Raw genomic sequence first — 21,678 nt, forward strand, 5'->3', positions numbered from 1 at the left:
GTTTAATTGAAAAGTCATGAGTCATGGTCAAAGCATTTCAAGTAGTCTCTGAATTTGAACCGGCAGGAGACCAGCCGCAAGCTATTAGTGGTTTGATCGAAGGCGTCAAGGCGGGGCTGGCATCGCAGGTTCTGCTGGGTGTCACGGGCTCTGGTAAAACCTTCTCCATTGCCAACGTGATACAGGAGCTGCAACGGCCAACCATTATTATGGCGCCGAACAAGACCCTGGCGGCGCAGCTTTATGGCGAGTTCAAAGAGTTTTTCCCCAATAACTCTGTGGAATACTTTGTATCTTACTATGACTACTATCAGCCAGAAGCTTATGTGCCTTCCTCAGACACGTTTATCGAGAAAGACGCCTCCGTCAATGACCACATAGAGCAAATGCGCCTGTCGGCAACTAAGGCCCTGCTGGAGCGAGAGGACACCATAGTCGTGGCAACCGTGTCGGCTATATACGGACTAGGTGACCCTGAGTCCTATTTCAAAATGGTTATGCACCTGACGCGCGGCGAAATCATAGATCAGCGCGCGCTGCTGCGGCAGCTAGCTGAACTTCAGTATGTGCGCAATGACACGGATTTCCATCGGGCGACGTATAGGGTGCGTGGAGATGTCATTGACATTTATCCGGCTGAGTCAGAGCGTGAAGCGGTCAGAATCGAATTGTTTGATGAGGAAATCGAAAGCATCAGTCTTTTTGATCCGCTGACCGGCGCCATTGAGAAAAATCTGCAGCGCATTACGATTTTCCCTAAAAGCCACTATGTCACAACACGCGACGTACTAATGAACGCGGTAGTGCAGATTGAAGCAGAGTTGGTGGTGCGCCTGGAGCAACTGCGCAGTAACAACAAACTCGTAGAAGCGCAGCGCTTGGAACAACGAACCAAGTACGATATGGAGATGATTCGAGAGCTGGGTTACTGCACCGGCGTGGAAAACTATTCCAGATACCTCTCTGGCAGAGCTCCGGGCGATCCGCCGCCTACACTGTTTGATTACCTGCCATCAGATGCCCTGGTCGTGGTCGACGAGTCTCACGTGGGTATTCCGCAATTAGGTGCGATGTACAAAGGCGACCGCTCGCGTAAAGAAACTCTTGTGGAATATGGCTTTCGTTTACCGTCGGCCTTGGACAATCGGCCTTTGCGTTTTGACGAATGGGAAGGTCTGGTTCCGCAGGCAATATTCGTATCGGCAACGCCTGGTCGTTATGAATTGGAGCATGCGGGTCGCATTGTGGATCAGGTGGTGCGCCCAACGGGCCTGATTGACCCTGAAGTGGAGATACGACCGGCGACTACTCAGGTTGATGACTTGCTGTCGCAGATTGGCGCTACCGTGGCTAAAGGCGAGAGAGTGTTGGTAACCACGCTGACAAAGCGGATGTCGGAGGATTTAAGTGAGTATCTGGCTGAGAACGGCGTCAAGGTCCGCTACCTGCACTCGGATATAGAGACGGTAGAGCGGGTAGAGATTATTCGCGATTTGCGCCTTGGTGTGTTTGACGTATTGGTAGGTATTAACTTGCTGCGAGAAGGCTTGGATATGCCAGAAGTCTCTCTGGTAGCGATTCTGGATGCTGATAAAGAAGGCTTTTTGCGCAGTGATCGTTCTTTGATTCAGACCATTGGCCGCTGTGCACGGAATATTAACGGCCGTGCAATCTTATACGCTGACCGTATGACCGGGTCTATGGAGCGTGCAATCGCAGAAACCGATCGCCGTCGCGAGAAGCAGGTAGCGCACAACAAGGAACACAATATTACCCCCAAGGGGATTCAGAAGTCTGTCACCGATATTCTAGAGGGCGCCTACAGCGCTCCGGGACGCGGGCGTAAGTCCCGTGACAAGAAAGTCGCTGACCGCACCGGCGCATATGCGGCCGAAGTGGTCAATCTGACGCCAGCGGCATTGGCGCGTAAGCTCAAGCAGATGGAAGAAACTATGTACGAGCATGCGAAGAATCTTGAATTTGAAGATGCCGCTCGACTGCGGGACGAGTTAACAGAACTCAAACAACAGGCTTTCATTAACTGAAGTCTGTCTATATAATCGCCCCTGATTTTTAGGACCATAGCTCAGTTGGTTAGAGCGCTACCTTGACATGGTAGAGGTCGGCAGTTCGAATCTGCCTGGTCCTACCAAACGTAAAAGGGTCACCCACAGGGTGGCCCTTTTACGTTTGGCATGATCATTCGGTGAGAACGCGCCTAACCCTCCCGCTTATCAAACCCAATCACCATGCGCTTAAACCCATCCATGAAGTTGGACCGGAAATGCACGGGCTCTTCGATCAGCCTTAGATTAGTCATTCGCGCTGCTATTTCCGCGGTGATCAGCTCCAGCATCATGCGCGCCTGATGCACCCCAATACAGAAGTGTGGCCCGGCACCAAAAGTTCGGTACTGGCGGCGGGTATGGATAGGGTCACGGGTAATATCGAACCGATCGGGGCTATCAAAGAACTCTTCGCTCCGACTTGGTGAGCCCAGCACGCAGACCAACTTGTCGCCGCTTTTAACTGATTCGCCAGCAAATTCCATGTCGTGAGTTGCGGTGCGACGCAGATAAACCACCGTATTGCGATAGCGCAGTATCTCTTCGACCGCATGGGTTACCAAGCCAGGATCGGCCTGGAGCAGAGCGTACTGGTCTGGATATCTAATAAATTCATATATTAGCCAGGCCGTGGTATTTCGTGTGGTCTCCATGCCGCCCACTATAAGATTGACGAAGAAACCGGCGTATTCCGAGTTGCTTAAGCTGCGTCCATTTTTGTCAGCTTGAAGCATATCCATGGTCATACTGTCTCTAGGATTATCGCGATGATCTTGGGCCAGCTTTTCGCCAAACAGGTAAGCCTCCATTGAAGCGGCGAATCCGGCATCGCGATCTACGGCATACTCGGGGTCATTTGCCAGCGCAAGAGTATTGGTGATATCGGCGACATATTGGTAGTCCTCCGGCTTCACGCCCAGGAGTCCGTAAATGGCTTTCATCGGTAATTGCATAGCGACTTCTTCTACAAACTCACACTCGCCCTTATCAATGACAGCGTCAATTACTTGGGTTGCCATTTGCTGCATTAAGTCGGCACGTGCTCTCAGAGCCTTCGGGCGAAACGCAAAATCCGCCATGGAACGGTATTCACCGTGCCGCGGCGGGTCCATGAATGTCAGGCTTTCCTGCTGTATAGCAAGCACATCGGGTGGAAAGTCTTCCAGTAGCGGGCTGAAATTATTGGTGAAATCCGCAGGTGTTTTTAACACGGTATCTATGTCATTCCGTTGCAGGACCAGCCAGTGACCGCCACGTTCATATTCATCTTCTTGCCAAACCAGACGGTGATTTTTGCGTAGGCGGGCAATCTCTTGTCTGGGCGTGCCTTGCTCAAAATTAGCCAAGTTGAGAAGTGTGGCATGTGGGCATTGCATGTCTCTTGTGCGTCCTTGTACCGATTGAGGAAAGCCTATCATCGCACCGACGATTCAAGACTGGCAAGTAACCAGCGCGTTGCTTACTCTGGATAGTGTTCGTACTATGTGCGCCGCATCTACAGTTCAGGAGAACTTTCATGGCTAGTCACGAAATTGATTACACACTGATCGGCGGCGATATGCAGATTGTCGAGATTACCTTGGACCCGGGTGAGACTGTGATTGCCGAAGCAGGGGCCATGAATTACATGGAAGAGGGCATCAGTTTTGAGGCCCGTTTAGGGGATGGCTCCGAAGCCGAATCGGGTATGTTTGGTAAATTGGTTGGCATCGGCAAGCGCGCCTTGTCGGGCGAATCCATGTTCATGACCCATTTCACTAACGAGGGTGACGCGCCGAGCCGAGTGGGCTTCGCGGCAGCTTATCCTGGGCGCATTGTAGCGGTAGACCTGGCGCAGGTTGGCGGCGAACTTTTGTGTCAAAAAGATGCGTTTCTGTGTGCCGCGCGCGGGACTCGAGTCAGTATCGCTTTCAGTAAGAGGCTCGGCGCTGGCTTTTTTGGCGGAGAGGGTTTCATACTGCAAAAGCTCGAGGGCGATGGTCTGGCATTCTTTCACGTTGGTGGGACCGTGGTCGAGAAGCAGTTAGCTGGGCAGACTTTGCGGGTCGATACGGGCTGTCTTGCGGCATTCTCTACCGGCGTTGACTACAGTATAGATAGCGCCGGTGGGCTTAAATCAATGTTTTTCGGAGGTGAGGGCATGTTCTTGGCCACGCTGTCGGGCACAGGAACAGTTTACTTACAGAGCCTGCCGTTTTCTCGGCTCGCAGACCGCATTCTGGCGCATGCGCCTAGTGCTGGGGGCGAAGAGAAGGGCGAGGACTGATCAGTCTTTGCGGCGATTACGCACCAAATAAACGGTGCCGACAATCAGGATGATGAACGCGAGTTGAGCTAAAGACATCAATGTTTCCGTTTTTTTCCGTACGGCACTATGCCTGATACGTTCCCTTGAGGGCAACCGCCCGCGCCAAATGGATGTGTTTTTGGCGCAGGCTTTGAGCGATCTCACGCGGTCGGGAGAACAATCCCTTTACAGTTGGGGAATTTCCTGCAGATCTATAGGCAGTTCCGCTCTACCATAACGCTCTGCGCGAGCGGTCAATGTGGCCTGAGCTTCTTCGACACGAATCATAATGACGAAGTTTTTGGCTTTGATGCCATCCAGACAATAGCGCGCCAATTCGTCCAGATCCTGCATTGGCAGTTCCATGCCAGCGGCTTCAGCAGCTACCTTGAAATCCTGCACCGTGGGTACGGGGTCGTAAGGCTTCTCGCGGGCCAGGTCAGTGGGCCGGTTGCGATCGGTGGTCCATATACCGGTATCAAGCAGTCCACCTGAGGGGTAGAAAACCGATGCTCCTAACTGGGTGTTCTCGCTTTCCAGTTGAGCTGCCAGACATTCACTGATGCATGAGACAGCAGCTTTACTTGAGGCGTAGACAGATTGATAGGGTAGTGGAGAGATACCGCCGTCACCGGATGAGGTATTGATAACGTGACCTTCCTCACCGGAGGCTAGCATCCGTGGAACGAACGATTGAATGCCATGGATAACGCCCATTACGTTAACGCCGTGAACCCACTTCCAGTCATTGACGGTAGTTTCCCAAACGTTTGCTGAGGGTGCAGCGACTCCCGCATTGTTGAACAATAGGTGGCAGGCACCATGATGCCCAAAGACGTGTTCGGCGAATGCCTCAACAGAGGCCTCATTGGAGACGTCAACTACCGCGCCGGATACTTCCCCGGCAGAATCAAACTCCGCTAAAACCCGGTCGAGAGCGGATTGCTCCACGTCGCCAATGATGACTTTGGCGCCTTCGGCTAAAAGTTCTTTGACTAATGAGCGACCGATGCCGCTTGCGCCGCCGGTAACCACTGCTACTTTACCCGTAAAATCTTGCATTATTGCTTCCCAAGTCTGTTAAAAAACTGAAGCAGATTATTTCCCACCACATGGGTCTTGGCAATCGGGAATAGGCTAACAATGCGCACTAGACAGGCCGTAATCCAAATTAGCAGCGAATCAGTATTAACTGCTATATACTCCCGCTGATAAGTATCTAATTACAGGAAATTTCAAATGCGCGTTTTACTCACTTTAGGTCTGTTGGTGTGCTCTCAGCTGGCGCTGGCAGCAGAGAAGCCCAATATTTTGGTCATTTGGGGCGACGACATTGGTCGCTCTAATATCTCTGCTTATACCATGGGCATGATGGGCTACAGTACGCCCAATATTGATCGTATCGCCAACGAGGGTATGATCTTCACGGATTACTACGGTGAGCAGAGCTGCACGGCAGGTCGGTCTTCTTTTATCATGGGGCAGTCAGTGTTCCGCACCGGTCTGAGTAAGGTAGGTTTACCGGGTTCCCCGCTAGGTATGCGTGAGGAAGACCCCACCATTGCCGGCTTGCTGAAAAACCACGGCTACGCTACCGGGCAGTTTGGCAAGAATCACTTGGGTGATCGCGACGACATGCTGCCAACCAATCACGGATTCGATGAGTTTCTGGGCAATCTTTACCACCTCAACGCTGAGGAAGAGCCTGAGCTGCCTGATTACCCGACCAATCCAGAGTTCCGCAAAAAGTATGGCCCGCGCGGGGTTATCAAGTCTTCTGCCGATGGTCAGATTGAGGATACGGGTCCGCTGACCAAGAAGCGCATGGAGACGGTCGATGACGAAACCGTCGCAGCAGCGCAAAAGTTTATCGAGACTCAGGCTAAGGCAGACAAGCCGTTTTTCGTCTGGTGGAGCGGTACCCGCATGCACTTTCGCACTCACGTCAAGCCAGAGCTCCGTGGCATCAGTGGCCAGAACGAATATAGCGATGGCATGATGGAGCACGACATGCATATAGGCATGTTCCTCCAGCAGCTTGATGACTTGGGCATTGCGGACAACACTATCGTGTTTTATTCGACTGATAACGGTCCACACATGAATACCTGGCCTGATGCAGCGATGACGCCATTCCGCGGCGAGAAGAATACTAACTGGGAAGGTGGCTGGCGCGTACCGGCTATGGTCCGCTGGCCTGGCAAGATTGAGGCTGATGCTGTCTCCAACGAAATCATGCACCACATGGATTGGTTGCCTACGTTCTTGGCGGTCGCCGGAGAGCCTGATGTTAAAGAGAAGTTGCTGTCAGGGCACCGCGCCATGGGCCGGAAGTACAAGGTGCATTTGGATGGGTACAACTTCTTACCTTATCTCACGGGTGAAACTGAAACTGCTCCCCGCGATGAAATCTTTTACTTCTCCGACGATGGCGATCTGACCGCATTACGCTATCAGGACTGGAAGCTGATCTTTATGGAGCAGCGAGCTGAAGCGACTATGCAGGCATGGATCGAGCCTTTCGTGCCGCTTCGCGTCCCCATGATATATAACCTGCGCCGCGATCCGTATGAGCGCGCTAGCATTACTTCCAATACCTACTTTGACTGGTTGCTTGATCATGTCTTCCTGTTGGTTCCTGCGCAGGAGTATGTAGGTGAGTTCCTGGCTACCTTCAAGAAATACCCGCCACGTCAGAAAGCCGCGAGCTTCTCGCTGGACCAGGTGATGGACAAACTCCAGGACGGCGTGGCCAGATAAAGGGCCGCGTCAAAGACGACATGAATTTCGCCCTACAGGGCGCGCCACGCCCCCTGTAGGAAGAGTTCATTCTTCCATTCCCACCCTGAAAGCACTCAACAGGCAGAATAAATTCCGCCCTACAGCGGCGTCTCTGCCTGTGGTATTATCGCGCGCTAACTTCAACCTCAATCGATCAGCATCCACACTTCCAGTAAATGAGCTGACTCACGTGGCCTTTAGTAGGGGCCACCACTGACATAGGACAGCAGCAATGCCAGTAATTACCCTGCCTGACGGCTCTCAACGCACGTTTGAGCAACCTGTTTCCGTACATGAAGTCGCAGCCGACATAGGCCCCGGTCTGGCCAAGGCGGCCTTGGCTGGAAAAGTCGATGGTCGTGAGGTTGATACTTCCTTTGTTATTGAGTCCGATGCCGAGCTGGCAATCATTACTGATCGTGATGAGGAGGGCTTGGAGGTTATCCGCCATTCCACTGCGCACCTGCTGGCAATGGCGACACAGGAGCTGTTTCCCGGTGTCCAGGTGACCATCGGCCCTGTTATAGAAGATGGCTTCTACTACGACTTTGCTTCCGGCCATGCTTTTTCCACTGAAGATCTCGGAAAAATTGAAAAACGCATGGAAGAAATCGTGCGCGATAATGTGATCGTCGAACGGGTTGTGATGACTCGCGATGCCGCCATCAAGACCTTCCGCGAGATGGGAGAACACTACAAAGTTCAAATTATAGAAGCGCTGCCCGAGGGCGAAGAAATTAGTCTGTATCGGCAAGGGCCGTGGATGGATTTGTGTCGGGGCCCCCACGTCCCCAGTACTGGCAAACTACAGGCCTTTAAGTTAACCAAAGTTGCTGGCGCATACTGGCGCGGTGACTCGAAGAACGAAATGCTACAGCGTGTGTATGGCACAGCCTGGCGCAATAAAAAGGAACTCAAGGCCTACTTGCGGCGTATTGACGAGGCGGAGAAGCGCGACCACCGTAAGTTGGGTAAGAAATTTGACCTGTTTCATATGCAAGAAGAAGCTCCGGGGATGGTGTTTTGGCACCCCAAAGGCTGGAGTATCTATCAGACCATTGAACAGTATATGCGCGAGCAGCAGCGGCTACATGATTACTCAGAGATCAAAACCCCTCAATTAGTCGACATGTCACTGTGGGAAAAGTCTGGCCACGCGGATAAGTTCGGTGATGACATGTTCATGCTCAAGACCGAAGACCGTGACTTCGCTGTAAAACCAATGAACTGCCCATGTCACGTTCAGGTCTTTAATCAGGGCCTGAAGAGCTATCGTGACTTGCCACTGCGGTTGGCCGAGTTCGGCTCCTGTCACCGCAATGAACCCTCGGGTTCACTGCACGGCATTATGCGCGTACGGGGCTTCGTGCAAGATGATGCGCATGTTTTTTGCACAGAGGAACAGGTGCAGCCGGAAGTATCCAAGTTTATCGATTTTTTGCACGAGGTATATGCCGACTTTGGCTTTGAGGAGGTCATATACCGGCTCTCAACGCGTCCCGAACAACGCGTGGGTAGCGACGAAGACTGGGATCGGGCTGAGGCTGCCTTGGCCAAAGCGCTGGATAATCACGAGCTACCTTGGCAGGAGCTGCCGGGTGAGGGTGCTTTTTACGGCCCCAAGATCGAGTTTTCGTTGAAGGACTGTATTGGCAGGGTATGGCAACTGGGCACTATTCAAGTTGATTTTTCGATGCCAGCGCGCCTCGATGCCCAGTATGTCGCTGAGGATGGATCGCGTCAGGTTCCGGTGATGCTGCACCGCGCTATCCTGGGTTCGTTTGAGCGTTTTATCGGTATTTTGATTGAGCAGTACGAGGGTAACTTCCCGGTCTGGCTGGCGCCGGAGCAGGCCGTTATTCTCAATATTACGGACAAACAGGCCGAATATAGCAAAAAGGTGGAAGATTCCTTAAGAAACAAAGGGTTTCGGGTCATTTCGGACTTGAGAAATGAGAAAATCGGCTTTAAAATCCGCGAGCACACAATTCAGCGCATTCCTTATCTGTTAGTAGTAGGGGATCGTGAAGCAGAAACAGACACTGTGGCCGTGCGTGCACGCAATGGTGAGGACCTGGGATCAATGAGTATTGATGCCGTAAGTGGGTTGCTCAGCCAGGACGTAGCGCGTCGCGGTCGTATTGCAATGGAGAAGTAGATTATCAAAAAAGAGAAAGGCAAGGGCAAGCGCTCGCCGATTAACGAAGAAATTGTAGCAACAACCGTACGTTTAATTGGTGCCGAAGGTGAGCCGATGGGGATTGTTCCCCTCACCGAGGCGCGTGCTGCAGCTGAGGCTGCCACACTGGACCTTGTCCAGATTACAGATTCTGAGCCCGTGGTCTGCAAGTTGATGGATTACGGCAAACATGTGTTCGAAGCGAAGAAGCAAAAGGCTGCTCAGAAGAAGAAGCAGAAGCGGACACAAGTTAAAGAAATGAAGTTTCGTCCAGGGACGGAGGAAGGGGATTACCAGGTAAAACTACGCAACCTGGTACGTTTCCTTGAAAGCGGGGATAAGGCCAAAGTCACACTACGATATCGTGGACGTGAAATGGCCCACCAGGAAATTGGCATGGAGCTACTCAAACGAGTAGAAGCTGATCTGGCCGAGTTAGGTAATGTTGAGCAATTTCCGAAAATGGAAGGTCGACAGCTAACTATGGTAATCGCCCCAAAGAAGAAGACTTAGCGGCCCGTGAATGCCCTAAGATCTATTTTATTAACCAACTGCAAATGCGGAGTTTATTATGCCTAAAGCAAAAATTCACAGCGGGGCTGCCAAACGCTTTAAAAAGACCGGAAGCGGTTACAAGCGTAAGTGCATGCACAAGTCTCACATCTTGACCAAGATGACCACTAAGCGTAAGCGCCAGTTGCGAGGTACCCGTGGGGTGCACGAAAACGACAAACCGCTGATTGACCGCATGATGCGGGCCAAATAACGCTTACTGATTCGAGAGATAGGAGAAGACTATGCCCCGCGTAAAACGTGGTGTGGTGGCTCACCGCCGTCACAAAAAAGTTCTAAAGCAAGCCAAGGGTTACTACGGTGCGCGTTCGCGCGTATTTCGTGTTGCCAAGCAAGCCGTTACCAAGGCTGGCCAGTATGCCTACCGTGACCGTCGTCAGCGCAAGCGTCAATTTCGCGCGCTGTGGATCACTCGCATCAACGCCCAGTCTCGTGCCAATGGCTTGAGTTACAGCCGTTTGATCAATGGCCTTAAAAAGGCTGATATTGCCCTGGATCGTCGCGTTTTGGCGGACCTGGCAGTACACGACAAGCCGGCTTTTACAGCGATCGTGGAGCAAGCGAAGGCCGCATTGGCCTAAGCCCACCCTCACCGCAACGCTTTACAGCATCGCGGTTCGCTGGCTACATGTAAAAATCAAAGGGAAAGGGCTCTGCTCTTTCCCTTTTTTTGTCAGATTCAGGAGTGCCGATAGCCTAGAGTGATTCGGTATCTACCAATAAGGTCCCATCAAGGGGAAGCGGGAAATGGAAGATTTACAGTCACTGGCCGCGGCGGCCAGAACGGCAATAGAGAGTGCCGAAGATGGCCAGGCATTAGAGACCCTGCGGGTCGAATACCTGGGTAAGAAAGGCCAGGTGACTGCATTGCTCAAACAGCTGGGCAAGCTTTCGTCCGAAGAGCGACCGGCGGCGGGTGCTGCCATCAACGTGGTCAAGCAAGAGCTGCAGGAGCTGATTGGGCAGCGCAAGGCCGCCATGGAAACGGCCGCCATGGAACAGGCGTTAGCATCCCAGACCATAGACGTCACTCTGGGCGGGCGTGGTCAGGACAGCGGGGGGCTGCATCCGGTCACGCGCACTATAGAGCGCATGGAAGACTTCTTCGGAGGCATTGGCTTTGAAGTCGTGGAAGGTCCTGAGATTGAAGATGATTATCACAACTTTGAGGCCCTCAATATTCCAGCCCACCACCCGGCTCGGGCCATGCATGACACCTTCTATGTCGATGAGCACACCGTGCTGCGCACGCACACTTCACCGGTGCAGGTGCGGGTTATGGAGAATGAAGCCCCACCGCTCAAAATCGTCTGCCCCGGCCGTGTTTACCGCTGTGACTCGGACCTGACTCACACCCCTATGTTTCACCAGTTAGAGGGCCTGCTGATTGATGAGGAGAGCAGCTTTGCTGATCTGAAGGGGCTGATTCAGGACTTCCTGCATGCCTTCTTCGAGAACGATCAGTTATCGGTACGGTTCCGCCCCAGCTACTTCCCCTTTACCGAGCCTTCTGCAGAAGTCGATATACAGTGTGTTAACTGTGGTGGCGATGGCTGTCGTGTCTGCAGCCATACTGGTTGGATTGAAGTCATGGGTTGCGGCATGGTGCACCCAAAGGTGTTTGAATATTCCAATATCGATACCGAGCGTTTTTCCGGTTTTGCTTTCGGCATGGGCGTAGAGCGACTGTCAATGCTGAAATACGGCATTAACGACCTGCGGATCTACTTTGAAAATGACCTGCGCTTCCTCGAACAATTCAACTAGTACTGCGGCGAAGTCCTATAGCGGCAAAAGCTTTAACTAACAGGATCAAACATGAAAATCAGTGAACAGTGGCTAAAGGAGTGGGTTGATCCAGGTTTACCCACCGATGAACTGGCACATCTCATCACCATGGGCGGACTTGAGGTCGATGGCGTCGAGCCAGTTGCCGGTGAGTTTAGCGGCGTTATAGTCGCCGAAATTACCGCCGCAGAGCAGCATCCGAATGCCGACAAGTTGCGCGTCTGTCAGGTGAATACGGGGACAGAAACCGTCCAAATCGTCTGCGGCGCACCGAATGCCCGGGTTGGCCTGCGCGCGCCTCTGGCCCGTGTCGGCGCTGTATTGCCTGGTGATTTCAAGATCGCAGCTGCCAAACTACGCGATGTAGAGTCTCAGGGAATGTTGTGTGCCGAGCAGGAGCTGGGCTTGTCTGACGCTAACGATGGTTTGATGGAGCTGGCGGCCAATGCGCCGGTAGGCACCGATCTACGCGATTACCTGCAGCTGGAAGATCAGGTTATCGAGGTAGATTTGACGCCGAATCGGGCCGATTGTCTGGGCCTGCTGGGCATTGCACGGGAAGTTGGAGTTCTGACCAATAGGCCAGTTAAATCCCTTGAAATTCAAGAAGTTAAAAGCACTATATTAGATGTTTTCGATGTCCAGATTGAGGCTCCGACTGGCTGTGCGCGTTATCTTGGGCGGGTTATTAAAGGTGTGGATATTTCCCGCCCCAGTCCGTTGTGGATGCAGGAGCGCCTGCGCCGCGCGGGTCTGCGTTCCATCGACGCAGTGGTCGATGTGACCAATTATGTGTTGTTGGAGCTGGGTCAGCCGATGCACGCTTTTGACCTGAGTAAGCTCGAAGGTGCAATCGTGGTGCGCGAGGCTGGAGTAGACGAAAGTCTGGAACTGCTCAATGGACAAACAGCTGAATTGACCCCGGGAACCCTGCTGATTACCGACGCATCTGGCCCTGTGGCTATCGCTGGTATTATGGGCGGACAACCCACCGCGGTTAGTGATAATACGGTGGATATTATGTTGGAAGCGGCGTTTTTTCAGCCGCTGGCGCTGGCGGGTAAGGCACGCTCCTATGGACTGCATACCGACTCATCGCACCGCTTTGAGCGCGGCGTAGACTTCGAGCTGCAGCATCGGGCGATGGAGCGAGCGACTCAACTATTGGTCGACGCAGTGGGCGGGTCGGTAGGGCCTATTACTGAGACTGTAGCAGATGCACATTTGCCTGTGCGTGCAGCGGTACTATTGCGCCGCATGCGGATTGAGAAATTGCTGGGTTTTGCTCTGGAAGATGCTGAAGTTGAGCGTATTCTCAATGGCCTCGGGCTGGCTACGAGCGCAGTAGATGGCGGTTGGAGTGTCGCCGTGCCCAGTTGGCGTTTCGACATCTCGATTGAGGCTGACTTACTTGAGGAGCTGGCACGAGTCTATGGATACAACAACCTGCCGGTGACCCATATCCATTCAGACCTGGTAATACGACCGCTGCCCGAGCGCGTGCAGTCACTGCGGAATATTCGGCGTCGGCTGACTGGGCGCGGTTATCGTGAGGCGGTGACCTATAGTTTTGTAGATCCCGCTGGGCAGGCATTGTTTGATCCGCAGCTAGAACCGGTGGCGTTGGCTAACCCGATATCGGCGGAGATGTCGGTTATGCGTACCAGTCTGCTGCCGGGTTTGATGGAATCGCTCAAACGCAATACCAGTCGTCAGCAGCAGCGCGTGCGTTTATTCGAGACTGGGCTGCGCTTTGTGCCTGATGGTGGCGAGCTGACTCAGGCGCCAACCATAGCCGGTGTCGTTACCGGACGCCTGCACCCGGAGAGCTGGAGCGAAGAGGGCGAAGCTGTTGATTTTTATGATACTAAGGGCGATGTAGAGGCGCTGTTGCAGCTGACGGCCGAGCCACAGGCGTTTCGCTTTACTGCCGCTACGCGAACCGGGCTGCATCCAGGGCAAACTGCGGCTCTTTACCGCGGTGAGGCTTTGGTTGGTTACATCGGTGCTCTGCATCCGTCAGTGCAGGCCAGCTATGACGTTAGTACCCCTGTTTATGTCTTTGAGCTGGACCTGGGATTACTGCGCGGCGCGGCGATGCCAGCGTTCGCCGAGTTGTCACGTTATCCCGAGGTGCGTCGCGATATTGCTGTACTGGTTGATCGTGAGGTGCCAGCCGCTGAGCTATTGGAGAATGTTCGAACAGTAGCAGGAACTTACCTCACAGACTTAAGGCTCTTTGACGTATATGAGGGCAAAGGCATTGATCCTAAAAGAAAAAGTTTGGCATTGGGTTTGACATATCGAGATTCTTCACGCACTCTTAGTGATGAAGATGTTAATAAGAGCGTGGATCAAGTGATTGATCTGCTTAGAAAAACATACAATGCAGAGCTTAGAAACTAGGGATCTTTTACCAGAATGACGGCGCTGACTAAATCGGAAATGGCGGAACGTCTGTTCGAGGAATTAGGACTCAACAAGCGTGAAGCCAAAGAAATCGTCGAATTGTTTTTCGAGGAAGTGCGCGCGAGCCTGGAAGCCAATGAGCAAGTGAAGCTATCCGGTTTTGGTAACTTTGATCTACGTGACAAGAGCCAGCGACCCGGTCGTAATCCCAAGACGGGAGAAGAAATACCTATTACGGCGCGCCGTGTAGTGACCTTCCGTCCGGGGCAGAAACTCAAGGCACGTGTGGAGTCCTTCGAGAAAGGTGAAGAATTTGATTCCGCGGCCTACGACTTAGGAAATTACGGTGCTGGAACGGAGCAGTAGCAGCGAAGCGTTGCCCAGCATTCCGGGCAAACGCTATTTCACGATCGGTGAGGTGAGCGAGCTTTGCAACGTCAAACCACACGTACTTCGCTATTGGGAACAAGAGTTCCCGCAGTTAAAACCGGTCAAGCGCCGCGGTAATCGCCGGTACTATCAACGTCAGGATGTGCTCACGATACGTGAGATTCGCTCCTTACTTTACGATCAGGGTTATACCATCGGTGGCGCGCGCCAGCGTATGGAAGATGACGGCTCGCGTCCGGCTACGGCGCCAGCAGTAGCTGCGGTGGACGCTCCCGCGACAGGGTCAAACCCTGGTGTACGGTCGATGATCAACGATCTCGAAGAGGTTGTCCGCGTTCTATCCTCATAGCCAAGTCGCTTAGCTTTCTAATTCGTTGATTCACACAGCAAAATCCGTATAATCCCCACCTCTTCGGGGCGTAGCGCAGCCTGGTAGCGCACTACACTGGGGGTGTAGTGGTCGCAGGTTCAAATCCTGCCGTCCCGACCAATTTCCCACCAAGCATCCACCCTAATGCTTATGTCACCACCGAGCTGGAACCTGCGACGGTCGCATCCGGAAGGCCGGCCCGCTCAAATCCTGCCGTCCCGACCAATTTATTTATACCGCCGAGAACCTCTGATCGGGTCATCACGAGCCATCCGTTTCGTTCCTTCTAGATAGTGCCAGTGTCTGGTATCGATGGCTTGAGCAACAAATGTCCATCGACATCACCCGGAATTTCCGCAAAATCAAACTCTTCACGCAACCGCCAGTAAGCGGCTTCGTTCACGGCTATAGTGTTGTCTAACGCAGTATCTTGCATCGAGTTAGCCAGCTCTACTGTGCGCCCCCAGATATCAAAGCAGGGACGGGCACTGCCAATGACGCCACTGATCACCTGCCCGGTAGACATGCCAGCCTTGAGCGTAAATGGATGATGCATTTTCTCCCCGAAATCTTCCACCGCCTCTAGTGCATCCAGCGTAAACCGCGCCAAGGCTGCATGGTCCGGTTTGTTACCATCAAAGACTCCTGTTGCAGCTACGTAATGGGTTCCCAAGGTATTTATTTTCTCTACCCCGTGTTTAACCAGTAATTCATCGAAACGAATAAAAATGTTACTGAGAAGTTCCACTAGTTGCACCGCTGAAATTCTCTGGTACAAGTCCCTGAAGCCCGTGACGGTTATAAACACCACCGTGGCCTCTTCGTGAAAATGTGCGAAGGACGTTTCTTTCTCTGTCATTCTCTTCATAACAGAGTCAGGAAAAATACTCTGTACCAATTCATCGGTGCGCAATTTCTCCAACTCCAATTCACTAAAACTCGCCACCGAGAAATTCACATAATAATTGACCACAAGAAATACCGATATCGTCACGACTATTAAAACCATGTGATAGCCAACAACGTGGAAGCCCTCAGGTATGTCGAGAGGAGCAATATCCAAGAAGTGTCTAAGTAAGACGGTTGTGAGCGCAAGTGTGCAAATCAGTATCAAAGCAATATTACGTTGCCGTATTTCAGAAGCCTTGAACACCACGACAGGCAACATAAGTATGGCTGGCATAACGTATTCATTTCCGCGCCAGGGGCCAACAACAATATGAGAGGAAATCCAGTCCAGCATAATAAGCCCCAGGAATATCCAGCGCGCTATTTGCAGCTTACCCTTCGCTTGCAAATAGAGCGTCAGCAAACACATGAGAAACGCCGGTAGGTGCGCAAATACAAATGGAAATAGCGCGCTATTTGAAAAACCGAACACTGTCATCGATATACTGATAAACATGACCGCCACGGCGCCTATGTTTACCGTGCGGGCCGCAATCCTGTCCTCTACCTGAACATAATGCTCAATACCGAGATTAAGTACGGGTGCCAGCAGGTTTTGGAACCACTGGACAGATGGACTGCGGCCGACCTCCCCATCGGCCCGAACTGGCGCTACTGGTGAACTATAGATAAGTTTTAATAGTCCCCAGGCCAGTGCAGTCAAGCTCAATAAGCCCACCACAGCGTTAATAAACGGCTCGTTGGTAGCGAGACTATCAACAAATATCTGCCACATCATAGGGTACCTCCGGCTGCGGTGGCCGGTCGCTTCTCTCGCAGCAGAATATAGGCATTATCGACTGAAGCAGACATTTCCGCGAATTCAAAGTCATCTCTCAGGCGCGAGTATGCCTGAGCACTTACGACCACGGTGTTGCCCAGTGCCGCGCCTTGCATCGCTGCTGCCAGCTCCACTGTCTCGCCCCAAATGTCGAGACATGGCCTGGCCTCGCCAATTACTCCACTTACAACCTCTCCTGCCGAAACTCCTGCACGCAAAGTGAAGCGTTCGTGGGTTTCCTTGCTAAACTCGGCGACTGCCGCGGTGGCATCCAGAGCGAACCTGGCTACGGCGGCATGTGAAGGTTTGCCGCTGAAAATCCCTGATGCAGCTACGTAGTGCGTGCCCAACAAATTAATTTTCTCCACACCGTGCTGCTCGAGAAGTTCATCAAACCGAATAAAAATCTTACTCATCAATTCAACCAGCTGTGATGCGGTCATTCTGCTATACAACGCATCAAAACCCTCGAGTGAAATGAAAATGACTACAGCCTCATCGCTATACGATGCAACCGTGGGTGCTCGTTCGCGGATCTGTTCGGCTACCTCCCGCGGGAATACAGAGTTGATCAGAGTGTCTGCACGCTCCCTTTCATTTTTCATAGCATAGAAAGAGCGCATTGAATAATTGGAATAATAGCTGATCAAACCAAACACAATCAGGCATAGAACAAGCGCATTAACCACATAGCCAATTTTGAGCGTACTTTCCCCCATAATTAACAAGCCGCCTTCATAGACCCTTCCAAGCAACAGCTGAACTATCAGGAACATGAGCAGCATCAACATGCACAGAGTGCGCTGGCGCACTTCATGTCGCTCAAACATCAATACGGGTATCAGGCACAGCACTATCAGGAAGTATTCAATACCCCACATACCGCCGACGGTTAGCTGGACAACGCACCAGTAGCCGCCAGCAAGCAAAATCATCATCCATCGGGCGAGCGTAAAGTGGTGGCTCGCGTGTAAAACGAGAACAAGCAGCCCGCATAGGAACGTAATGCCATTCAATATTGTGAGAACTACCAAACCGGACTTAACCAATCCCGCTACGACCCAAACAAGACTTAAGCTCAGAAGCGCGAAAATAATCGCATTTAGCGTCCGGGAAGCAACCATTTGCTCAACCTGTGAGCGATGGGATATGCCTAGGTTAATCAGCTTGCGCGGCGCTTGTCGAAACCGGATGCTACTGCTCGCCGGTTCTCCCGCAGTTTCGTCAGCCGGATTCTGATCATTTTTTGAGGTTGAAGCCGATTGATCGAAGTAATGCAGACTAAGCACACCCCAGGCAGCGGCAAGCAGCGTAATAACCCCGACTATGGCACTAATAAGGGGCTCATTCTCGGTCAGCCACAGTTTCATCTCTATTAGCATTAGGCATATCCTTTACCGAAGCGCGTCCTGCCTTTTATTTTTTTGTGCCGGTCGGGTCGATTGCGCAACGAGGAGTATAGCTTATGAAAACCTGATTTCTAGTTTCTGCAAGCTTTCAGCCCCGCCCGGTAATTGTAGTCTAGTCAAGACTAATTTCGATAAGCTGGATTGAGTAAAGAGGCGGCACCAGGTCGTGTGGGTCCAGGCAAAATAGGGGAAATGTGTGATAGCGCATAATCAGCGTCCAGTAAATATCCGGAGTGTCGCTTCATAAGACTTGCTGAGCTAAGTGCCCAGCATCAAAGTACCATTTCCGCCATTTCCCGCAGCAGCGTTGCGTCACCGTTAATGAGTAAAGAGGTCACCGGAGAGTTACGCCAGTCCTGCAGTCGCTCACGGATGCGATCACGTGGGCCACTCAGTGAGATTTCATCGGCGAACTCATCCGGAACAGTGGCGATGGCCTCATCGCGCTTACCTTCAAAAAACAGATCCTGAATTTGTTCTGCTTCGTCGGCAAAGCCCATGCGAGCCATAAGCTCTTTGTGGAAGTTGCGTTGCTTGGAGCCCATGCCGCCAATATAAAAACCCAGCATCGCCTTCACCGGGTATAAGGCCTGCTCCATATCGTCATTCATGTTGACGAGAGTGAAAGCGGCAATTTCGAAGCCAGCTTTAGCCTTGCTGAGCTGGTCCGCATACACTTCCTGGCGGTAGGGCGAGTAATATAGAGGTAACCAGCCGTCGGCGATTTCAGCGGTTTGGGTAACGTTTTTAGGACCTTCTGCACCCAGGAATATAGGCAGGTCAGCACGCAATGGATGGGTGATTGACTTGAGCCCTTTGCCCATACCCCAGGCGCCGGGACCAGTATAGGGCAGTGGGTAGTGCTCGCCGTCATTACTGACCGGACCCTCGCGCGCCAGAATCTGACGAATAATACTCACATATTCCCGAGTTCTGGAGACCGGCTTGGCGTAGGGCTGTCCATACCAGCCCTCTACCACCTGCGGCCCGGACACGCCCAGTCCCAGGATCATACGGCCGTTCGACATATGATCCAGCGCCAGCGCTGACATAGCGCAGGAGGCAGGTGTGCGGGCCGATATCTGAGCCACTGATGTTCCCAGCCTGATGCGTGACGTGTTCGCGCCGATCCACGCCAGCGGGGTAAAGCAATCGTTGCCCCAGGACTCGGCGGTCCATACCGAGTCATAGCCCAGGCGCTCGGCTTCTTGCGCTAGCTCTATGTGTGCGGCGGGATACAAAGCTCCCCAGTATCCTAGTTGCAGGCCCAGCGTCAGTTTTGTCATTGCTACATCCATGGTTCAGTTGGTAAACACATCAGGGTAGCCCATATAATACCTACTCCTGCTGAAGAGAAAACCCACAATGTCTAAACTTACCCATCTCGACGCTGCCGGTGCGGCACATATGGTCGATGTTTCCCAAAAGTCTGTCACCACGCGCGAGGCGATCGCCAGTGCAGAGATTGTGATGCTGCCGGCAACATTGGAGTTAATTGCCAGTGCCGGACATAAGAAAGGTGATGTGCTTGCGGTTGCCCGTATTGCAGGTATCCAGGCGGCCAAACGTTGTTCTGACCTTATCCCTTTATGTCATCCGCTAATGCTGAGCAGCGTCGATGTGCAATTTGAGCTCGATACGGTCAATTCCCGGGTAAAGATTCAGGCGCGTTGTAAACTGGCGGGGCAAACCGGTGTGGAAATGGAGGCACTTACCGCAGCTTCAGTAGCGGCACTTACTATTTACGATATGTGCAAGGCGGTGGATCGAGGTATGGTCATTGCGGCGGTGCAATTGGAGCACAAGAGTGGCGGAAAATCGGGTGACTACGCGAGAGAGGGAGCCCAGCATGCTTGAAATACTTTTCTTCGCCCGACTTAGAGAGCAGTTAGGTGTCGGCAGGCTGCAAGTCCCCTACAGTGATGCGGTGGCCACTTTGGCGGGCCTGCAAGATCACCTTATTGCCGAACACGGTGAGCTTTGGGCGCAGGCCCTGCAGGCGGAGAATGTACTGCGCGCCGTAAATCAGGACATGGCTGCCCTCGATAGTGCCCTGGCGGCGGGCGATGAAGTGGCTTTTTTCCCCCCGGTTACCGGAGGCTAGTGGCCGCCATGAATGATTTGAAGGTTAGTATCCAAACTCAGGACTTTGACGTGGCCCAGCTGCAGCGCGAATTGGGCAGCCTCGATACTACGGGCGCGATAGCCAGTTTCACGGGCCTGGTACGCAGCAATAACGCCGATCGGCAGGTGGCGGTTATGGAACTGGAGCACTACCCGGGAATGACTGAGCGTAGTATCGAAAAAATCATGGCTGAAGCGAGCCAGCGTTGGCAGTTACAGGCCATTCGTGTGGTGCACCGAGTAGGGGCTTTGCGTCCTGGTGAGCAGATTGTTTATGTCGGTGTGGCCAGTGGCCATCGTGGCGACGCTTTTGCCGCTTGCGAATTCGTTATGGACTACCTGAAGACACGCGCGCCCTTTTGGAAGAAAGAACTGACCAGTGCGGGCGAACACTGGGTAGAAGAGCGCACTAGTGACCAGCACTCGGCGCAACGCTGGGGCGCATCGCCCAAATGAGTGACGCACTGCTTAATGCGCCGTGTATAATCTGGGCCAATGATTTCACAGCTGCAAGCAAACAGCTCATTACTATCTGCTAAGGAAAACTATGACCATTGATTCCCGCGAATTTCGCGATGCGTTGGGGTGTTTTGCCACCGGCGTTACCGTAATAACCGCAAACCCTGAGGGGCAGCAGCCTTTCGGCATGACGGTGAATTCTTTTGCTTCAGTTTCGCTTGATCCACCGCTGGTACTCTGGAGCTTGCAGAATAACTCCGAGATGTTTGACGTGTGGGAGCGCGCCAGTACTTTTGGTGTGAACATATTGCGAGCGGACCAACAAGATTTATCCAATCTATATGCCCGTAAGGGCGACCATCTGCTGGAGGCTGATCATTTTGTGGCCGGTGTTACCGGTGTGCCAGTGCTCCCCGACAGTCTGGTAAGCATGGAATGCGAAGTTGAGGCGCGTTACCCAGGCGGCGACCACACTATTATTGTAGGCCGAGTAACGGCAATGGAAAACCGCGATAACGGTGAGCCCTTGCTGTTTTGTGCGGGCGGATACCGTGAATTGGCCAGGACCTGAGATATGAAGTTTTGCAGTCAGTGCGGCTCAGCAGTCACCGCGCGTATACCGGATGGCGATGACCGGGTGCGCTTCGTCTGCGACAGCTGCGACGTCATTCACTACGAAAATCCCAGGGTGATCGTCGGCTGCGTTCCCATATACGAAGACCGCATATTGCTTTGCAAGCGCGCCATCGCACCGCGCGAAGGTTCCTGGACTCTGCCAGCCGGGTTTATGGAGAACGGCGAGACCAGCGTACAGGGCGCAGCCCGAGAGACCTGGGAGGAAGCCAGGGCCAAAGTGGAGCAGCAGCAGCTTTATCGCTTGTTTGACGTACCGGGTATCAATCAGGTCTATATGTTCTATCGCGCAGTAGTGATTAACGGTGAGTGTGGGGTCGGGCCGGAGAGCAGCGAAGTCGGCCTTTTCAAAGAAGAAGATATTCCTTGGGATAACATCGCCTTTCCGGTTATTTACCATGCGCTAAAGGAGTACCTCTCCGATAGACGCAAAGAGGAGTACCCCATCAGGGTTTCCTCTATTAATCGATGACAGACCATG

Annotated in this window: 21 protein-coding genes and 2 tRNA genes; 18 read left to right on the plus strand and 5 right to left on the minus strand. The window is 52.7% G+C overall.

The features are described from left to right. Positions 1–23: 23 nt before the first annotated feature. Positions 24–2,045, plus strand: a complete 2,022-nt coding sequence (gene uvrB / locus EYC98_RS09930; protein ID WP_279245190.1) for an excinuclease ABC subunit UvrB — start codon at positions 24–26, stop codon at positions 2,043–2,045. Between the two features lie 30 nt (positions 2,046–2,075). Beyond that, positions 2,076–2,152: transfer RNA gene (locus tag EYC98_RS09935), tRNA-Val, on the plus strand. A gap of 66 nt (positions 2,153–2,218) precedes the next feature. Here the strand turns inward: EYC98_RS09935 and EYC98_RS09940 are convergent. Next, positions 2,219–3,442, minus strand: a complete 1,224-nt coding sequence (locus EYC98_RS09940; protein ID WP_279245191.1) for a cytochrome P450 — start codon at positions 3,440–3,442, stop codon at positions 2,219–2,221. 140 nt (positions 3,443–3,582) lie between these two features. Between EYC98_RS09940 and EYC98_RS09945 the strand changes: the two genes are divergently transcribed. Then, a complete protein-coding gene (locus tag EYC98_RS09945; RefSeq protein WP_279245192.1) occupies positions 3,583–4,332 on the plus strand; it encodes a TIGR00266 family protein in 750 nt (249 codons plus the stop codon). A gap of 207 nt (positions 4,333–4,539) precedes the next feature. On the opposite strand, the gene EYC98_RS09950 is transcribed toward EYC98_RS09945, so the two are convergent. After that, positions 4,540–5,415, minus strand: a complete 876-nt coding sequence (locus EYC98_RS09950) for an SDR family NAD(P)-dependent oxidoreductase (RefSeq protein WP_279245193.1) — start codon at positions 5,413–5,415, stop codon at positions 4,540–4,542. A 177-nt stretch (positions 5,416–5,592) separates the two neighbouring features. On the opposite strand from EYC98_RS09950, the gene EYC98_RS09955 reads away from it, so the two are divergent. The 10 genes from EYC98_RS09955 to EYC98_RS10000 all read left to right on the plus strand — a co-directional run bounded on the left by EYC98_RS09955 (position 5,593) and on the right by EYC98_RS10000 (position 14,963). Next, the gene (locus tag EYC98_RS09955; protein ID WP_279245194.1) at positions 5,593–7,113 is read left to right on the plus strand and encodes an arylsulfatase; all 1,521 of its coding nucleotides are present in this window, start codon (positions 5,593–5,595) and stop codon (positions 7,111–7,113) included. Positions 7,114–7,366: 253 nt separating this feature from the next. After that, complete coding sequence (gene thrS / locus EYC98_RS09960) at positions 7,367–9,292, plus strand: threonine--tRNA ligase (protein ID WP_279245195.1); 1,926 nt, start codon at positions 7,367–7,369, stop codon at positions 9,290–9,292. A gap of 39 nt (positions 9,293–9,331) precedes the next feature. After that, complete coding sequence (gene infC / locus EYC98_RS09965) at positions 9,332–9,826, plus strand: translation initiation factor IF-3 (protein ID WP_279246067.1); 495 nt, start codon at positions 9,332–9,334, stop codon at positions 9,824–9,826. A gap of 58 nt (positions 9,827–9,884) precedes the next feature. Next, positions 9,885–10,079 (plus strand): 50S ribosomal protein L35, encoded by a 195-nt coding sequence (gene rpmI, locus EYC98_RS09970; protein ID WP_279245196.1) that lies wholly within the window; start codon positions 9,885–9,887, stop codon positions 10,077–10,079. 31 nt (positions 10,080–10,110) lie between these two features. After that, positions 10,111–10,467: a 50S ribosomal protein L20 gene (gene rplT, locus EYC98_RS09975; RefSeq protein WP_279245197.1), complete on the plus strand. Its 357-nt coding sequence runs from the start codon at positions 10,111–10,113 to the stop codon at positions 10,465–10,467. Positions 10,468–10,633: 166 nt separating this feature from the next. Next, the gene (pheS, locus tag EYC98_RS09980) at positions 10,634–11,653 is read left to right on the plus strand and encodes a phenylalanine--tRNA ligase subunit alpha (protein WP_279245198.1); all 1,020 of its coding nucleotides are present in this window, start codon (positions 10,634–10,636) and stop codon (positions 11,651–11,653) included. Positions 11,654–11,704: 51 nt separating this feature from the next. Then, on the plus strand, positions 11,705–14,080 hold the full coding sequence (pheT, locus tag EYC98_RS09985; RefSeq protein WP_279245199.1) for a phenylalanine--tRNA ligase subunit beta: 2,376 nt from the start codon (positions 11,705–11,707) through the stop codon (positions 14,078–14,080). Between the two features lie 15 nt (positions 14,081–14,095). Further along, positions 14,096–14,449: an integration host factor subunit alpha gene (gene ihfA / locus EYC98_RS09990; protein WP_279245200.1), complete on the plus strand. Its 354-nt coding sequence runs from the start codon at positions 14,096–14,098 to the stop codon at positions 14,447–14,449. Next, entirely contained in the window at positions 14,430–14,822 is a 393-nt protein-coding gene (locus EYC98_RS09995; protein WP_279245201.1) for a MerR family transcriptional regulator, read from the plus strand. Before ihfA ends, EYC98_RS09995 begins: the two co-directional genes overlap by 20 nt. A 64-nt stretch (positions 14,823–14,886) precedes the next feature. Beyond that, positions 14,887–14,963, plus strand: a tRNA-Pro gene (locus tag EYC98_RS10000). A gap of 166 nt (positions 14,964–15,129) precedes the next feature. Here the strand turns inward: EYC98_RS10000 and EYC98_RS10005 are convergent. The 3 genes from EYC98_RS10005 to EYC98_RS10015 all read right to left on the minus strand — a co-directional run bounded on the left by EYC98_RS10005 (position 15,130) and on the right by EYC98_RS10015 (position 19,267). After that, on the minus strand, positions 15,130–16,530 hold the full coding sequence (locus tag EYC98_RS10005; protein ID WP_279245202.1) for an adenylate/guanylate cyclase domain-containing protein: 1,401 nt from the start codon (positions 16,528–16,530) through the stop codon (positions 15,130–15,132). Beyond that, positions 16,527–17,954 (minus strand): adenylate/guanylate cyclase domain-containing protein, encoded by a 1,428-nt coding sequence (locus tag EYC98_RS10010; protein WP_279245203.1) that lies wholly within the window; start codon positions 17,952–17,954, stop codon positions 16,527–16,529. The genes EYC98_RS10005 and EYC98_RS10010 overlap by 4 nt, the downstream gene beginning before the upstream one ends. A gap of 299 nt (positions 17,955–18,253) precedes the next feature. Further along, positions 18,254–19,267: an LLM class F420-dependent oxidoreductase gene (locus tag EYC98_RS10015; RefSeq protein ID WP_279245204.1), complete on the minus strand. Its 1,014-nt coding sequence runs from the start codon at positions 19,265–19,267 to the stop codon at positions 18,254–18,256. A gap of 79 nt (positions 19,268–19,346) precedes the next feature. Here EYC98_RS10015 and moaC point away from each other — a divergent pair, with 79 nt between their 5' ends. The 5 genes from moaC to EYC98_RS10040 all read left to right on the plus strand — a co-directional run bounded on the left by moaC (position 19,347) and on the right by EYC98_RS10040 (position 21,669). Then, positions 19,347–19,838 (plus strand): cyclic pyranopterin monophosphate synthase MoaC, encoded by a 492-nt coding sequence (gene moaC / locus EYC98_RS10020; RefSeq protein WP_279245205.1) that lies wholly within the window; start codon positions 19,347–19,349, stop codon positions 19,836–19,838. Beyond that, positions 19,831–20,085 carry a molybdopterin converting factor subunit 1 gene (gene moaD, locus EYC98_RS10025; protein WP_279245206.1) on the plus strand — a complete coding sequence of 85 codons (255 nt, stop codon included), beginning with the start codon at positions 19,831–19,833 and terminating at the stop codon, positions 20,083–20,085. The genes moaC and moaD overlap by 8 nt, the downstream gene beginning before the upstream one ends. An 8-nt stretch (positions 20,086–20,093) precedes the next feature. Further along, the gene (gene moaE / locus EYC98_RS10030) at positions 20,094–20,561 is read left to right on the plus strand and encodes a molybdopterin synthase catalytic subunit MoaE (protein WP_279245207.1); all 468 of its coding nucleotides are present in this window, start codon (positions 20,094–20,096) and stop codon (positions 20,559–20,561) included. Between the two features lie 91 nt (positions 20,562–20,652). Further along, positions 20,653–21,135 (plus strand): flavin reductase family protein, encoded by a 483-nt coding sequence (locus EYC98_RS10035; RefSeq protein ID WP_279245208.1) that lies wholly within the window; start codon positions 20,653–20,655, stop codon positions 21,133–21,135. A 3-nt stretch (positions 21,136–21,138) separates the two neighbouring features. Beyond that, entirely contained in the window at positions 21,139–21,669 is a 531-nt protein-coding gene (locus tag EYC98_RS10040; RefSeq protein ID WP_279245209.1) for an NUDIX hydrolase, read from the plus strand. The last annotated feature ends 9 nt before the right edge of the window (positions 21,670–21,678 follow it).

It is taken from the genome of Candidatus Litorirhabdus singularis, assembly GCF_026262625.1.
Classification (GTDB): Bacteria; Pseudomonadota; Gammaproteobacteria; order Pseudomonadales; family Halieaceae; genus Litorirhabdus; species Litorirhabdus singularis.

What these genes read in the sequence shown, in the direction of transcription:
- uvrB (WP_279245190.1), top strand. Translation starts at nt 24, where the DNA reads ATGGTCAAAGCATTTCAAGTAGTCTCTGAATTTGAACCGGCAGGAGAC.
- EYC98_RS09940 (WP_279245191.1), bottom strand. Translation starts at nt 3,442, where the DNA reads ATGCAATGCCCACATGCCACACTTCTCAACTTGGCTAATTTTGAGCAA.
- EYC98_RS09945 (WP_279245192.1), top strand. Translation starts at nt 3,583, where the DNA reads ATGGCTAGTCACGAAATTGATTACACACTGATCGGCGGCGATATGCAG.
- EYC98_RS09950 (WP_279245193.1), bottom strand. Translation starts at nt 5,415, where the DNA reads ATGCAAGATTTTACGGGTAAAGTAGCAGTGGTTACCGGCGGCGCAAGC.
- EYC98_RS09955 (WP_279245194.1), top strand. Translation starts at nt 5,593, where the DNA reads ATGCGCGTTTTACTCACTTTAGGTCTGTTGGTGTGCTCTCAGCTGGCG.
- thrS (WP_279245195.1), top strand. Translation starts at nt 7,367, where the DNA reads ATGCCAGTAATTACCCTGCCTGACGGCTCTCAACGCACGTTTGAGCAA.
- rpmI (WP_279245196.1), top strand. Translation starts at nt 9,885, where the DNA reads ATGCCTAAAGCAAAAATTCACAGCGGGGCTGCCAAACGCTTTAAAAAG.
- rplT (WP_279245197.1), top strand. Translation starts at nt 10,111, where the DNA reads ATGCCCCGCGTAAAACGTGGTGTGGTGGCTCACCGCCGTCACAAAAAA.
- pheS (WP_279245198.1), top strand. Translation starts at nt 10,634, where the DNA reads ATGGAAGATTTACAGTCACTGGCCGCGGCGGCCAGAACGGCAATAGAG.
- pheT (WP_279245199.1), top strand. Translation starts at nt 11,705, where the DNA reads ATGAAAATCAGTGAACAGTGGCTAAAGGAGTGGGTTGATCCAGGTTTA.
- ihfA (WP_279245200.1), top strand. Translation starts at nt 14,096, where the DNA reads ATGACGGCGCTGACTAAATCGGAAATGGCGGAACGTCTGTTCGAGGAA.
- EYC98_RS10005 (WP_279245202.1), bottom strand. Translation starts at nt 16,530, where the DNA reads ATGATGTGGCAGATATTTGTTGATAGTCTCGCTACCAACGAGCCGTTT.
- EYC98_RS10010 (WP_279245203.1), bottom strand. Translation starts at nt 17,954, where the DNA reads ATGCTAATAGAGATGAAACTGTGGCTGACCGAGAATGAGCCCCTTATT.
- EYC98_RS10015 (WP_279245204.1), bottom strand. Translation starts at nt 19,267, where the DNA reads ATGACAAAACTGACGCTGGGCCTGCAACTAGGATACTGGGGAGCTTTG.
- moaC (WP_279245205.1), top strand. Translation starts at nt 19,347, where the DNA reads ATGTCTAAACTTACCCATCTCGACGCTGCCGGTGCGGCACATATGGTC.
- moaD (WP_279245206.1), top strand. Translation starts at nt 19,831, where the DNA reads ATGCTTGAAATACTTTTCTTCGCCCGACTTAGAGAGCAGTTAGGTGTC.
- moaE (WP_279245207.1), top strand. Translation starts at nt 20,094, where the DNA reads ATGAATGATTTGAAGGTTAGTATCCAAACTCAGGACTTTGACGTGGCC.
- EYC98_RS10035 (WP_279245208.1), top strand. Translation starts at nt 20,653, where the DNA reads ATGACCATTGATTCCCGCGAATTTCGCGATGCGTTGGGGTGTTTTGCC.
- EYC98_RS10040 (WP_279245209.1), top strand. Translation starts at nt 21,139, where the DNA reads ATGAAGTTTTGCAGTCAGTGCGGCTCAGCAGTCACCGCGCGTATACCG.